Here is a 13774-nt window from a genome sequence, read left to right as displayed (position 1 = left end):
GTGCGGGTGCACTCCCTCGTTCACGTTTCTGACTGATTGGGACCGAACACAGCCTGGTATTCGCCGATGGGACGAGCTTCGGCAGCGTGTTCGGCGGGGGTTGGCGAGGATTCGCCAGGCCGTCCAGCCTGTTGACCTAGCGGCCAACCACCTCCAGGGTCCCGTAAGAACTATCACTCATTGTTTGGACCACCTCCTCTCTCTGGTGCCGATAGCTCACCACAATCGGGACGGCCGCGCCAAGCACCTTCGAGGATTTTCGTACGAGATCAGATGACGTCGTCGAGCGGCGCTTCCGGGCCGACGGCGCCGATCGCCTCGAAGTAGGCGAGGTGGGCGTCGACGACGTTCACCGCGTCGACGTCGTCGAGGAGTTCGACGCCCTCCTGCTCGGCGGTCGCCAACAGGAATGCGACCAGTGCGTCGTCGCTCACCACGACACCGTCGATCTCCTGGCGTGCGTCGACCGCCTTGTCGGGCTGCAGGCCTTGTTCGTGCATCCACCGCAGGTGCGCCCGGAGCAGCTGGTCGACCTCTTCGGGGGTGAGCCGCGCCTGACTCTCCGGCGGGAGCCGGTCGGCCACGAAGTCGATCGCTTCGTCGAGCTGGTACACCGCCCGGGGAGCCACCGCGTCGAGGCGGTGGGCCTCACGGCCGATCGTGCCGGCAGCGATGGCGAAGACCAGCACCGCGGCAATCACGGCAAACACGATCGTCGTGGCGTCCATCCGATCAGCCTACGGCCCCACCCCGACCGACTGGATCTCGTACACCTCGTAGCTGATCGGCTCGGACGCCAGAACGATCGCTCCGAGATCGAAGGTCCCGAGGTTGACGGGACCGAGCACCGGATCGAAGTACGTGTACGTCCACTGCGCCGACCACTCCGTCGTGAGCGTGATCGTCGACACACCGGGTTCGTTCGGCGTCCACGTCGCTGCGGCGGCGCTGCCGTCGGATTCCGGATCCGGCTCAGAACCACAGTGTTGGGCCGCTCGCTCGATCCGCCCGTCGGGACCCTCGATCGTCCACGCCACGTTCGTCACGACCGCACGCGCCGACGCACGGTGCGGCCAGACCGTGGCCTCGACGTCGACCGGCCCGGCATTCGAGCACCACAGCCATGTCGGCAACTGGCTGACCCCTCGCCGCTCCTGAGGTGGGTTCAGACCCGTCTCCAGCGCAAACGCGGCGCCTTGGTCCCTCGCGATCTCGGCAAGATCGGGCGGTGGGGGCGGCGGTTCCGGCGGTTCCTCGCCCGAGTATTGACACTCCAACCGGATCAGGACAATCTCTCCCGTCTCGGTGTTTCTGACGACGATCAGCCATGGGATGCCCCACTCCATCTCCGTGCCAGTCGGAGTCACCACCTCACGCGCAGGGCACGAGGGCGGTGCCCCCACGCTGTCCTGGATTCGGGTACGAGACCATCGCAACGGAGGCCCTGTGCCGTCGCCAATCGGCTGCTCGATGTCCGGGGCGTCAGGAGGTTTGACCACTACGCAGCTGTACTCACCTTCGCTGTTCTCGCTGCAGGTGACCTCTTGCGCCAGGGCTGACCGTGCCGCAGCACCGACCGCTGACAGCCCGACCAGCAACACTGCGACCGAGAGGAACCGCAGTACCCGCACTCAGTCGATTCCCCGTGTCTCGAATACTCGCCAACCGACGTCGGGCTCAAAACGAACGAACCACGTCACCGGCGTCGGCTCCGTGGTTTCGTCATCGACTTCGAACAGAACATCTCCGTTCGCGTCAATGATGGTTCCCACCACGCCGTCACGTGGGCCTACTACGACGTTCAGAACGACGAGCGTGCTGTCAATCGGCTCCCGCCCATCGGCGGTCGAGTCGAACTCTGCGCTAACAACGGGGATCGGCACTGGGTCGACGACGCGCCATCCGTCCCGAACAAGCGTCTCGATCTGTGCTCCCTGCCGATCTCGACAGGGGCTCTCGACCGCCACGCAGAACTCACTCACTCTGTCGATCGCCGGCGAAGTGTTGATGTCGGCCAAGGTGTCGTAGAGGCCTTGGACGATCGCTACCCAGTCGAACTCGTCGGGTTGCGTCGTGGCCGTCGTGTCGTCGGGCGTCGATGCCACCGTCACCATCGACGACGTGCTGCTGCCCGGATCCGGCGCCGTGGTCGGCGACGTCGACCCGACCGGCCCGGTCGTCGTCGGCGCCTCGTCCACGGATGACCCCTCCGTCGTCGAACTGGCCGGGAGGGGTGGATTCGTCAGCGGTGGGGCGAAGGTGGTCGTCGACGCGACGTCGTCGTCACCGCCGCTGCAGCCGGCGAACAACATCGCCGGAACCAGGAGGACCACCGCCAGACGCCTCACCATCGCCTCGGACGATAGCCCGCTCCGCCGCACCGCCCGATTCGGGCCACCTTCCCGCACCCGAACACCATCAACGAACGCACGACGGCGCGCCATGGGGAGAACTCCCCGGACGCGGCTCCGCCCCGACCGAAGCGGTCGGGGCGGAGCCACCAGTGAGATGAGACCGGCTCAGATGCCGATGCGCTGAGCGAGCTGCTCGCGATGGTACGTCGGGTCACCGAACAGCAACTCGCTGCTCTTGGCCCGCTTGAAGTACAGGTGCGCCGGATGCTCCCAGGTGAAGCCGATGCCACCATGGATCTGGATGTTCTCGGCCGTGGCGTGGAAGTACGCCTCGGAGCAGTAGGCCTTGGCGAGCGAGGCGACCGACGGCAGTTCGTCGTTCATCTCGCTGGCGCACCAAAGGCCGTAGTAGGCGGCCGACTTGGCCGACTCGACCTCGAGCAGCATGTCGGCACACTTGTGCTTGATCGCCTGGAACGAACCGATCGGCCGACCGAACTGCACACGGTCCTTGGCGTACTGGACGGCCATCTCGAGCACGAACTGGGCGCCGCCGACCTGCTCGGCGGCGAGGCCGATCGCTGCGAGGTCGAGCACGGTCGACAGGATGTCCCAGCCGCCGCCGTCGGTGCCGATCAGCGTGGCCGGCGTGTTGTCGAAGTCGAGCTTGGCCTGCTTGCGGGTCTGGTCCATGGTCGACAGGGCGGTGCGGGTGAGGCCCGAGGCGTCGCCGTCGACGGCGAACAGGCTGACGCCGGCGTCGGTGCGGGCGGCGACGAGGATCAGGCCGGCGGTGGCGCCGTCGATCACGAAGCTCTTCGTGCCCGACAGCGTGTGGCCGTCGCCCGAGGCGGTGGCCTCCATGGTGATGCCGGCCTCGTCCCACTTGCCCGACGGCTCGGTGAACGCCAGGGTGGCGACGGTTTCGCCGGCGGCGATGCCGGGGAGGTGCGCCTGCTTGGCGGCTTCGTCACCGGAGTGGATCAGCGCGTTGGCGGCGAGCACGACCGACGAGAAGTACGGGGCGCACAGCAGTGCCCGACCCATCTCCTCGAGCACGATGCCCAGCTCGACGTAGCCGAAGCCCGAGCCGCCGTACTCCTCGGGGATGTGCAGGCCCTGGAGGCCCATCTGCTCACCCATCTGCTTCCAGACGTCGGCGTCGTACCCGTCGTCGGTCTCCATCTGCTCACGGACCGCCGATTCGGGGCTCTTGGCCTCCATGAACGAGCGGATGGTCGAGCGGAGCTCTTCTTGTTCCTCGGTGAAAGCGAAGTTCATGGGCGAGAGTCTGGAGGGGGTTGATCACCGGGCGCAAATCTGATTGTGTACACATGTGGACACTATTGGAGTACGCGAACTCCGGGCCGACCTGGCGGGCGCGGTCCGCCGCGCGACGGCCGGCGAACGAACCGTCATCACCTCCCACGGACGTCCCGTCGCCCAGCTCGCTCCGCTCGACGAGGCGGCACCCGACATCGAACGACTCGTCGCCGCCGGCGCGCTGATCCCGCCGCGACGCACCGGCGAGTGGCGCGCCCCCGACCCGGTCGCGATCTGGGCGACCGTGCGGGTCGACCGGGCGCTCCGAGAGCTGCGCGGATGACGATCGCGCTCGACACGAGCGCGCTGCTCGCACTGGCGGTCGCCGGCGATCAACGCGACGTCGTCGTCGAGGCGCTCTCGACCGACCGCGCGTGGTGTGCGTCGGCGATGGCGCTGACCGAGGCGCTCCCGGCGATCGACCGGCTCACCGACGAACGCATCCTCCGCGCCGACCTCGAGGACGCGATCCGTCTCACGTGGGATCACCTGCACGTCGTCCCGGTCGACCAGCGCTGCCTCGATCGGGCAGCAACCCTCTCGCGCCTGCAACCGGTCCGGCTCACCGATGCGATCCACTTCGCGGCCGCCGAACGTCTGCCGGGTCCGGTGCGGTTCGTCACCTTCGACCCCGCCCAGATCGGCGTCGCCCTCGGTCTCGGGTTCGAGGTCGTCTCCAGCTGATCGGCGGCGGGCTGCGTCAGCGGCGGACGAGTTGCTGCGAACTCGTGAACAGCCGGCGGGAGATCCCGAGGCTCATGACCGCCGTCGTCGTCGCGACGCTGCCGAGCACCAGGTACATCACCGAGAGCTGGACGCGAACGGCCTGCTCCGGGTCGACGCCGGCGAGGATCAGGCCGACCATGGCTCCCGGCAACGCGATGATGCCGACCGCTTTCGTGGTCTCGATCTGCGGGACGAGCGCCGTGCGCAGCGACTCGCGCAGATCGGGAGCGAACGCTTCGGATGCGGAGAGCCCGAGGGCGAGTCGGGCCTCGATCAGGTCGCGGTGATCGTCGGCGGCGTCGAACAGTCGCCGGGAGACCAGCACGGTGGCCGACAGCGAGTTGCCGACGACAATGCCGGCGAGCGGCACGATCGTGCGTCCCTCGAGCTCGTAGATGCCGAATCCGAACAGCACACCGAGCGTGACCGCGGCCGAGGCCGCGTAGGCGGCGAGCGACAACGGCAGCACCGCCCGGACCCGGCCGGCGCGCTGCCACGTCGTGTACCCGGCCAGGCCGAGCATCACCGCCAGCCACAGGAACGAGAACACCAGCGGATCGTCGTCGTCGACGATCAGTTGCAGCGCCCAGCCCACGACGACCAGCTGGCCGAGCGCTCGCAGCGCCGACCACAGCAGACTCCGTTCGAGACCGAGCCGGCGCCACATCGAGACACCGAGCGCCACCGCGACCAGGATGCCCGAGGCCGCCATTCCGACCAGACCGATGTCGGTCGTCGCCGCCGCTGCGATCACGTCGCTCCCACCAGGTCACGCACCAGCGCATCGTCGTGCTCGTCGAGCTCGGCCAACGGACCCGACGCAGCGACGGCGCCGTCGACGAGGACGATCACGTGATCGGCGAGCCGGCGGAGTTGCACTACATCGTGGCTGACCCACACGAACGGCATCCCGCCGTCGGCGAGGTCGCGTCCGAGCGCCTCGATCGTCCGACGCGACGCCCCGTCGAGCGAGGCGGTCGGCTCGTCGGCGAGCATCACCTGCGGCTCCGTCGCGAGCGCACGCGCGAAGCACATCCGCTGCGCCTCGCCACCGCTCAGGTCGGTCGCTGTGCGTCCGAGCAACGCTGGATCGAGCCCGACTCGCGAGAGGGCCGCCTCGGCAGCTTCGGCATCGAGGCTCGGGCAGGCGACCTGCAGGTTGTCGAGCACCGTGCCCGGGAACACCGGTGCGCGCTGGAAGACCATGGCGACTCGCCGACGGAGCTCGGTCGGCTCCCAGGTCCGAACATCGCGCCCGTCCCGCGCGACCTCACCCCGGTGCGGGTCGTCCAACCGGTTCAGGAGTCGCAGCAGGCTCGACTTGCCGGCGCCCGACGGTCCGGCCAACACCGTGATGCCCGCGCACGGGACCGCGACCGACACCGACCGCAGGATCGGTGCTCCCGGCGGTCCCGCCGTGACCTCACGGAGCTCGAACGACGACGGCACGACACGAACCGTAACCAAACGGCGCCACGCGCGACACTGGTCGGATGACGACCGCCGCGATCCCGTCCACGACGCTGCACTGGGCCGATGCCGACGTCGAGGTCCACCGGGTCGTCGTCGGTTCGTACGACAACAACGTCTTCGTCGTCCGGTGCCGACGGACCGGCGAGGCCGTGCTGATCGACGCCGCGAACGAGCACGAGCTCCTCCTCGAACTGTGCCAGCAGCTCGGGGTACGGCGCGTCCTGGAGACGCACGGCCACTTCGACCACATCGGAGCGGTCAGCCAGCTGCGCGAGGCCGGGTACGAGGTCGCGGTCACCGCCGCCGATGCGCCGATGCTCGCCAAGGTCGGGTACGACGTGTTCCTCGACGACGCCGAGGTCATCGAGTTCGGTCGTCTCCGCCTCGACGCGATCCACAACCCGGGGCACACGCCCGGCTCGATCTCGTTCCACCTGGCCGGCACGCCGCTGCTGTTCACCGGTGACACGCTGTTCCCCGGCGGCCCCGGCAACACCTCGTTCGACGGCGGCGACTTCGCAGCGATCATCGACTCGATCGACACCAAGCTGTTCACGTTCCCGGCGGAGACGATCCTGCTGCCCGGCCACGGCGTCGACACCACGATCGGACGCGAGCGCCCGCACCTGCAGGAGTGGGTCGACCGGGGCTGGTGACTCAGGCGGCGTCGTCGAGCGCACGCCGACGCTCACGCACCCTCGACTCGGCGAGCAGACGACGACTGGCCGCCTGGAGGTCGGCGAGGAACGCCACCACCCAGATCTGCACGGCGACGACGACGAAGACGGCACCGACGACGAGGCTCGGGATGCGGCTCCGGTACTCGTCGTCGATCAGCCACAGCAGTCCCCAGCGGATCAGGAGCACCATCCCGAGCGCGAACGGCACCAGGCCGACCCGGAAGAAGAACTTGAACGGGTGGTACAGCGCGAAGCTGCGCACGATGGTCTGGCTCGACGAGCGCAGGTACTGGAACGTGCTCTTGGCGAGCCGCGAGGGACGGGTCTGCGGGTTGACGCGGACCGGGACCGACACGACGGAGAGCCCCTCGGCGTTCGCCTGCACGAGCGTCTCCATCGTGTAACTGAACCTGCCGAACACCTGGAGCCTCAGCGCTGCCTCGCGGCCGATCGCACGGAACCCGCTCGGCGCATCGGCCACGTCGGTCCCGGAGAACTTCCTGACGACCCACGAGCCGAACCGCTGCAACTTCTTCTTGGCCCACGAGAAGTCGTCGATGCTGGTGATCGGCCGCTCCCCCACCACCATGTCGGCCGATCCGTCACAGATCGGGGCGATGAGTTCGGGGATGCAGTCGGCCACGTACTGGTTGTCGGCGTCGGTGTTGACGATGACGTCGGCACCCAGACGGAGGCCCGCATCGAGCCCGGTCAGGAACGCTGCAGCCAGGCCGCGATTGCGAGCATGGGTGACGACGTGATCGACACCGTTCGCTCGGGCGACGTCCGCGGTGCCGTCGGTGCTGCCGTCGTCGATGATCAGCCATTCGACGACGTCGACACCCGGCACGGACCGGGGCAGGTCGGCGAGGGTCGCAGCCAGCGTGTCGGCTTCGTTGAAGCACGGGATCTGGATGAGCAACTTGGCGAGAGGCGTCGCGGATTCAGCCATGGTTGCCCGAGCATAGGCGTGAGATCCGGATACGGTCCGGATGCGTGAACGCCAACGTTGCGGGGAACAACTACGACAAGTACGCCTCGACCAACCCGATCGAGCAGCGGATGATGAGCGGGTTCTTCGAAGCGCTCGACACGATGCTCGAGGACATGTCGCCGTCGACCGTCGTCGAGGTCGGAGCGGGCGAGGGACGGGTCACCGCACGGCTCGTGGAGCGCTTTCCCGACGCGACCGTGATCGGTCTCGACCTGCTCGACGACGACCTCGCCGGCGACTGGGCCGAGCTCGGCCTCCCCATGTTCTTCGGAGACGCGACTCGGTTGCCGTTCGCCGACGCCTCGATCGACCTCGTCGTCGGGCTCGAGGTCATGGAGCACATCCCGCGACCCGACGACGCGCTGCGTGAGATCGCCAGGGTCTGCCGGCACGCCACCGTGCTCTCGGTACCGAGGGAGCCGATCTGGCGAGCCGGCAACATGGCCAGGGGCCGGTACCTCCGCGAGCTGGGCAACACCCCGGGTCACGTCAACCACTGGTCGTCGCGCTCGTTCGAGCGGTTCGTGAGCGGTCAGTTCGACGTCACGGCCGTGCGACGGCCGCTTCCGTGGATGATGCTGGCGGCCCGTCCGCGGGCATGACCACACCGCGACCGATCGCGAGTTGTGCCTGGAGGATCAGCGGATAGGTCGCTCCGCTCCTGTTCATTCCGCTGATTCCTCCCCGTATCCATTGGGAGTGTCGAGCGGCCAGGTTCGGCAGAGCCTCACCTGTCCGCTCGACCTCCTGGCACAACTCGTGATTCAGGAGGCGAACCCGCTGCCGGCCCCGGTGACGAGTGCCAGCTCGACGGCGTCGATCACGCTCTGGATGAACGGGTAGTCGGGCGATCCCGGCGTGATCAGCGGCGGGGTCAGACCGATCGACTCGTGGATCCCGTCGTTGTCACCGAGTCGGTCGAGCAGGTTGCTGAACTCACCCGACGACAGCGACGTCCGCATCGAGTTCTCGAGGTCGCCGGTGACGGAACCGAAAGCCCCGATCGCCTCGGTCGTGGACACCTGCGAACCGAGCGCGGACAGCAACTGGCGTTGCCGCCCCATTCGCTGATAGTCGGAGTCACCGGAGCGGGAACGCACGTAGGCGATCGCGAGGGTGCCGTCGAGGTGTTCGAGCCCCGGGCCGAGCGTGTCGGGCAGTTCGCGCTTCGCACCGGGGATCGTGCCCGGCATCGGCAACCGTTGATCGATCTGGATGTCGACCCCGCCGATCGCGTCGATCACCTCGAGGAACCCCTGCATGTTGACCAGCGCGTAGTCGTCGATCTTGACATCGAGCGAGTACCCGATCGCCTCGGACAGCGCGACGGCCTCGGCCTGCAGCCCGTTGCGGCCATAGTGGGCCATCAGTTCGTCGCGGGTCGACACGTAGGGGAACACGGCGTTCGCCAGGTCGTTGAAGCCGTCGGGGAATGCATCGCGAAGCGGGCTGCCCGGCGGGAACTGGAGCCGGGTGAGGTTGCGCGGGATCGAGACCAACGACGTGCGGCCCGACGACTCGTGGACCGAGACGATGATCATCGTGTCGGTGCGCAGGCCCCAGCGCCCGGGGCCGGCGTCGCCACCGAGCAGCAGGATGTTCTTGACGGAGTCGGGATCGATCGGTTCGGCACCATCGGACGCGGCGCCGTCGCCGACAGTCGGCTCGAACAGCGGGTCACCGTCGGACGACGAGAACACGTTGCCCACCGCGCTCCGGGCCTCGTTGGCACGGAACGCGACCCAGAGCACCGGGATGCTCAGCGCGAGCACGACGACGGTGGCGACGGCGGTCCGCCCGCCGATCCCGGGCGTGCGTCGGAATGCGTGCGCGATCTCGGCGATCGCCGCCAGACGGACCACCACGGCGAGCAGCCCGACCACGACCACACCGAGGAGCACACGCTGGTCGAGGGCGAAGCCGATCAGATCGCTGCGGTTCGCGTAGGCCCAGAGCACGCCGAGCACCGGCACGATCACGCCGAGCACCGACAGGAGCAGGGCCAACGGCGGCGTTCGGCGAAACGCCGGAACACCCGGCAGGACGACCGAAATGGCCATCTGCGCGCCGGGGGATCCCTCTTGGAGATCGGGACCGCGCAGTCGGCTCTCGAGGTCGTCGAGACCCCGCAGGGCCTGGGTGTCGTTGGTGTTGGACATCGACCGCGAAGCGTACGACCCGGCGATGTCGAATTCTCGTCGCGGCGTCAGTAGCCGGAGCTCGCGCCGGTGACGAGCGCCATGTGGACCGCACCGACGATCTTGGCCATCGCGTCGTAGTCGGGTCGCCGCACGTCGACCAGGGGCGGGACGAGTCCGACCGACTCGACGATCGCCGTCTCACCGCCGATCACGTTCAGGGTCTCGGTGAGCTCGTCGGGTGTCAGCGATGTGCGCAGCGTGCCCCCGATCGCCGCGGCCACCGACCCGAACGACAGGGCCACATCGGTGAGCGACACCTGCTGCGCGAGGGCTGCGAGCAGATCGCGCTGGCGACGCGCCCGCCGGTAGTCGTTGTCACCCTTCCTGCTGCGCGCGTACCCGAGCGCGGTCGATCCGTCCATCTGGACCACGCCCGGACCGATCGTGTCGGGGTACTGGGTCCGCGCACCCGGGACGTTGCCCGGCATCGGGATCGCCGACGTGAGGGTGAGCGTGACCCCACCGATCGCGTCGATGAGGTCGAGGAACCCCTGCATGTCGACGAGCACGTAGTCGTCGATCTTGACGTCGAGCGAGTAGCCGATGCCCTGAGCGATGGCGACGACCCCGGGGCGGATGTCGCCGACCGCGTACGCGTCGCGCAGGCTCCCGCGCGAGGAGACGATGGGGTACACGGCGTTGGCGATGTCACCGAACCCGTACGGGTACGACGATTCGAGCGCGCTCCCCGGCGGGAACAGCAGCCGTTCCAGGTTGCGCGGGATCGAGATCAGCGCCGCCCGGCCGGATGGCCGGTGCAGGCTGAACAGCATCATCGAATCGGTCCGCAGGCCGCCACGTCCCGGCCCGGCGTCACCGCCGAGCAGGAGCACGGTCGTCACGTCGGCCAGGTCTGCGGCGCTCACACCGCTATCGGGTTGCGCCGGCTTCGGCGGCAACGTCGTGGTCGTGGTCGTCACGACCACGATCTCGCCGACACCGCCCCTCGGTTCGAGGTCGGGTCGGGTCGTCGACGTGGTCGTTGCTGCCGCGGTCGTCACCGGTGCGGTCGACTCGACCGGCGCCGACGTGACCGGCCGATCAGGATCGAAGAGTGGCTCACCCGCCGTCGCGGTGAACGTCGGGGCGAGCGCGGCCCGCGCCCGGCCGACCTCCACCACCGCCACGCTGCCGGCGATCAGTCCGACCATCGCCACCACCGCCGCTGCGGTCTCGATGCGATCGAGCGACCGCCGTCTGCCTGCCGCGAGCCACACCTCGACCAACGCCGCGAGCCGAACCGCGATGCCGAGGCAGCCGACCAGTACGACCAGCCCCAGGAACTCTCGGTCGAGTGTGAGCGCCACCCAACTGCGGCCCCCCACGACGACGTACAGCGCCATGAGCAGGGGCAGACCGACGCCGACGACCAGCATCGCGATCGCCACCGAGCGTCGCCGCTCGCGCGCCGCCCAGCCGGGTGCCACCAGCGTGGCCGCGATCTCCGTGTGCACGAGCTATTTCTCCTACCGCCGTAGTGATAATCCCGACCCCTGCATCGTAGACTGGAGACCATGACCGAGCTGTTTCAGGTCGATGGGTTGCACGCCCGACCGACCACCGAGCCGGGTGCGACCCCCGCTGACGACATCCTCCGAGGCCTCTCACTGACCGTGAAGGCGGGTGAGGTGCACGCGATCATGGGGCCCAACGGGTCGGGCAAGAGCACCCTCGGCACCACGCTGCTCGGCTCACCCGAGTACGAGGTCACCTCCGGTTCGATCACGTTCCAGGGTGACGACGTCACGGATTGGCCCACCGAGGAGCGCGCCAAGGCCGGCATGTTCCTGGCGTTCCAGTACCCCCAGGAGATCGCCGGCGTCTCGGTGATCCAGTTCCTGCGGGCAGCGCTGTCCGCACGCAAGGGCGTCGATCTGTCGGTGCTCGAACTGCGGCTCGCCACGATGGACTGGATGAAGCGGCTCGGCATGGATTCGTCGTTCGTCGACCGCTACCTCAACGAAGGATTCTCCGGCGGCGAGAAGAAGCGCAACGAGATCATGCAGATGGCGATCCTCGAGCCCGAGCTCGCGATCCTCGACGAGACCGACTCCGGACTCGACATCGACGCGCTTCGGATCGTCGCCCAGGGCATCCGCGAGGTCCGCAACGAGCGGCCAGGGATGGGCGTGGTGCTCATCACGCACTACCAGCGGCTCCTCGACGAGATCCAGCCCGACCACGTTCACATCCTCGTCGACGGGCGCATCGTCCAGTCCGGCGGCATGGAGCTCGTCGAGCAGCTCGAACGCGACGGCTACGAGGCGTTCAAGGTGACCAGCTGACGATGGGCGTCGACTGGGCTGCCGTCCGCAACGACTTTCCGGTGCTCCGCCGCGAGATCGACGGTGCTCCGATCGTGTACCTCGACTCGGGCAACACCTCGCAGAAGCCGGTCCAGGTGATCGAGGCGATGGACCATTTCGTCCGCACCGGTTACGCCCCGATCAATCGCAGTGCGTACCGGCTCGCCGGCGAGGCCACCGATCGCTTCGAAGGCGCCAGATCCGCCGTCGCTCGGCTCGTCAACGCGCCGCGTGCCGACGAGATCGTGTTCACCAAGAACGCGACCGAGGCGCTGAACCTGGTCGCATCGTCGTGGGGCGGCTCGAACCTCGGCGAGGGCGACGCGATCGTGCTCACCCACATGGAGCACCACGCCAACATCGTGCCGTGGCAGATCCTCGCCACTCGGACCGGGTCCGAGATCCGCTGGATCCCACTGACGAGCGACGGCCAGCTCGATCTCACCGACCTCGATCGTCTGCTCGATGGCGCCAAGGTGCTGTCGTTCACGGCGATGAGCAATGTGCTCGGCACGATCACACCGGTCCGGCGGCTCGTCGACGCGGCGCACGACGCCGGCGCCATCGCGGTCGTCGATGCGTGCCAGTACGTGCCGCACAATCCGACCGATCTCCAGGCGTGGGACGCCGATTTCGTGGCGTTCTCCAGCCACAAGATGTGTGGTCCGGCCGGCGTCGGAGCGCTCTGGGGGCGCATGGAGCTCCTCGGTGCGATGCCGCCCTACATCGGCGGCGGCAACATGATCGCCGACGTCCGCCTCGACGGTTTCACCACCGCGCCGGTCCCGGCCAAGTTCGAAGCCGGCACTCCCCCGATCGTCGACGTCATCGGGTTCGGCGCTGCCGTCGAGTACCTCGAGGCGATCAGCATGGACGAGATCCGTCACCACGAGATGGAACTCACCAGGTACGCGATCGACACGCTCAAGGGGCGGTACGGCGACGGCATCACGATCCACGGGCCCGACGACGTCGAGGTCCGCGGCGGCGTGCTCAGCTTCGCGTTCCGCGACATCCATCCGCACGACGTCAGCCAGGTCCTCGACGAGCGCAACGTGTGCGTCCGGGCCGGGCACCACTGCGCCAAGCCGCTCATGCGCATCCTCGGAGCGAACGCCACCGCCCGGGCGAGCCTCTACCTGTACAACGACCGTTCCGACGTCGACGCGTTGACCGATGCGCTCGACGGCGCCACCGATATCTTCGGTCTCTGACCGAGCCGCCCCTCGACTGCGGGAGACACCCATGCCAGGCCTCGAAGACCTCTATCGCGAGATCATCCTCGATCACTACCGCACCCCCCGCAACCGCGGTGAGTTGCCGCCCCCGGCGCGTCACGCCGAGGGTCACAACCCACTGTGCGGCGACGAGATCACCGTCTACCTCGACGTCGACGGCGACACCGTCAACGACGTCAAGGTCAGCGGCCAAGGCTGTTCGATCTCGCAGTCGTCGGCATCGATGATGAGCGCCGCGGTGAAGGGGAAGTCGGTGGCCGAGGTCCGAGCGCTCGTGCGCCGGTTCAAGGGCATGATGTCGATCGAGACCGAGGGCGACGACCCGGTCGACGACGTCGAGTTGGGTGACCTCGAGGCGCTCCAGGGCGTCGTCAAGTTCCCCGTCCGCATCAAGTGCGCCACCCTCGCCTGGAACACCCTCCTCGAGGCACTCGAGTCACCCGATTCCTGATCCGGGCCGTCGGGCTGCGAGAGTCGGT

The 13774-nt window shown here is 68.2% G+C and carries 16 protein-coding genes; 7 read left to right on the top strand and 9 right to left on the bottom strand.

The features are described 5' to 3' along the window. Window positions 1-269: 269 nt before the first annotated feature. From R8G01_23260 to R8G01_23245, 4 genes are all read right to left on the bottom strand, one after another. A complete protein-coding gene (locus tag R8G01_23260; GenBank protein ID MDW3216929.1) occupies window positions 270-728 on the bottom strand; it encodes a hypothetical protein in 459 nt (152 codons plus the stop codon). A gap of 9 nt (window positions 729-737) precedes the next feature. After that, on the bottom strand, window positions 738-1133 hold the full coding sequence (locus R8G01_23255; GenBank protein ID MDW3216928.1) for a hypothetical protein: 396 nt from the start codon (window positions 1131-1133) through the stop codon (window positions 738-740). A gap of 498 nt (window positions 1134-1631) precedes the next feature. Continuing rightward, window positions 1632-2198 (bottom strand): hypothetical protein, encoded by a 567-nt coding sequence (locus R8G01_23250; GenBank protein MDW3216927.1) that lies wholly within the window; start codon window positions 2196-2198, stop codon window positions 1632-1634. Between the two features lie 321 nt (window positions 2199-2519). Continuing rightward, window positions 2520-3635, bottom strand: coding sequence for an acyl-CoA dehydrogenase family protein (locus R8G01_23245; protein ID MDW3216926.1), 1116 nt, complete (start codon window positions 3633-3635; stop codon window positions 2520-2522). 55 nt (window positions 3636-3690) lie between these two features. On the opposite strand from R8G01_23245, the gene R8G01_23240 reads away from it, so the two are divergent. Both R8G01_23240 and R8G01_23235 read left to right on the top strand, forming a co-directional pair. Beyond that, window positions 3691-3960 (top strand): type II toxin-antitoxin system prevent-host-death family antitoxin, encoded by a 270-nt coding sequence (locus R8G01_23240; protein MDW3216925.1) that lies wholly within the window; start codon window positions 3691-3693, stop codon window positions 3958-3960. After that, window positions 3957-4361 (top strand): type II toxin-antitoxin system VapC family toxin, encoded by a 405-nt coding sequence (locus R8G01_23235; protein MDW3216924.1) that lies wholly within the window; start codon window positions 3957-3959, stop codon window positions 4359-4361. Before R8G01_23240 ends, R8G01_23235 begins: the two co-directional genes overlap by 4 nt. A gap of 16 nt (window positions 4362-4377) precedes the next feature. Here R8G01_23235 and fetB read toward each other — a convergent pair whose 3' ends face one another. Together fetB and R8G01_23225 are read right to left on the bottom strand one after the other, a co-directional pair. Further along, window positions 4378-5157 carry an iron export ABC transporter permease subunit FetB gene (gene fetB, locus R8G01_23230; GenBank protein MDW3216923.1) on the bottom strand — a complete coding sequence of 260 codons (780 nt, stop codon included), beginning with the start codon at window positions 5155-5157 and terminating at the stop codon, window positions 4378-4380. Next, the gene (locus R8G01_23225) at window positions 5154-5852 is read right to left on the bottom strand and encodes an ATP-binding cassette domain-containing protein (protein MDW3216922.1); all 699 of its coding nucleotides are present in this window, start codon (window positions 5850-5852) and stop codon (window positions 5154-5156) included. Before R8G01_23225 ends, fetB begins: the two co-directional genes overlap by 4 nt. Before the next feature lie 44 nt (window positions 5853-5896). On the opposite strand from R8G01_23225, the gene R8G01_23220 reads away from it, so the two are divergent. Next, window positions 5897-6532, top strand: a complete 636-nt coding sequence (locus tag R8G01_23220) for an MBL fold metallo-hydrolase (GenBank protein ID MDW3216921.1) — start codon at window positions 5897-5899, stop codon at window positions 6530-6532. A gap of 1 nt (window position 6533) precedes the next feature. Here R8G01_23220 and R8G01_23215 read toward each other — a convergent pair whose 3' ends face one another. Next, a complete protein-coding gene (locus R8G01_23215; protein ID MDW3216920.1) occupies window positions 6534-7508 on the bottom strand; it encodes a glycosyltransferase family 2 protein in 975 nt (324 codons plus the stop codon). A 44-nt stretch (window positions 7509-7552) separates the two neighbouring features. Here R8G01_23215 and R8G01_23210 point away from each other — a divergent pair, with 44 nt between their 5' ends. Then, entirely contained in the window at window positions 7553-8152 is a 600-nt protein-coding gene (locus R8G01_23210; protein ID MDW3216919.1) for a class I SAM-dependent methyltransferase, read from the top strand. Between the two features lie 162 nt (window positions 8153-8314). Here the strand turns inward: R8G01_23210 and R8G01_23205 are convergent, their stop codons facing one another. Then, on the bottom strand, window positions 8315-9709 hold the full coding sequence (locus R8G01_23205) for an LCP family protein (GenBank protein MDW3216918.1): 1395 nt from the start codon (window positions 9707-9709) through the stop codon (window positions 8315-8317). Window positions 9710-9756: 47 nt separating this feature from the next. Then, window positions 9757-11205 (bottom strand): LCP family protein, encoded by a 1449-nt coding sequence (locus R8G01_23200; GenBank protein MDW3216917.1) that lies wholly within the window; start codon window positions 11203-11205, stop codon window positions 9757-9759. Window positions 11206-11265: 60 nt separating this feature from the next. Here R8G01_23200 and sufC point away from each other — a divergent pair, with 60 nt between their 5' ends. Genes sufC through R8G01_23185 form a run of 3 tightly spaced genes read left to right on the top strand, consistent with a single transcriptional unit; the run spans window position 11266 to window position 13746 of the window. After that, window positions 11266-12036: a Fe-S cluster assembly ATPase SufC gene (sufC, locus tag R8G01_23195; GenBank protein ID MDW3216916.1), complete on the top strand. Its 771-nt coding sequence runs from the start codon at window positions 11266-11268 to the stop codon at window positions 12034-12036. Between the two features lie 2 nt (window positions 12037-12038). Next, entirely contained in the window at window positions 12039-13271 is a 1233-nt protein-coding gene (locus R8G01_23190) for a SufS family cysteine desulfurase (protein ID MDW3216915.1), read from the top strand. A gap of 31 nt (window positions 13272-13302) precedes the next feature. After that, on the top strand, window positions 13303-13746 hold the full coding sequence (locus R8G01_23185) for an SUF system NifU family Fe-S cluster assembly protein (GenBank protein ID MDW3216914.1): 444 nt from the start codon (window positions 13303-13305) through the stop codon (window positions 13744-13746). Window positions 13747-13774 lie beyond the last annotated feature (28 nt).

The sequence above is a fragment of the Ilumatobacteraceae bacterium genome (assembly GCA_033344875.1).
Lineage (GTDB): Bacteria > Actinomycetota > Acidimicrobiia > Acidimicrobiales > Ilumatobacteraceae > Ilumatobacter.
The sequence above is the reverse complement of the archived record's forward strand: the minus strand, read 5'-3'. Positions and strand labels throughout refer to the sequence as shown.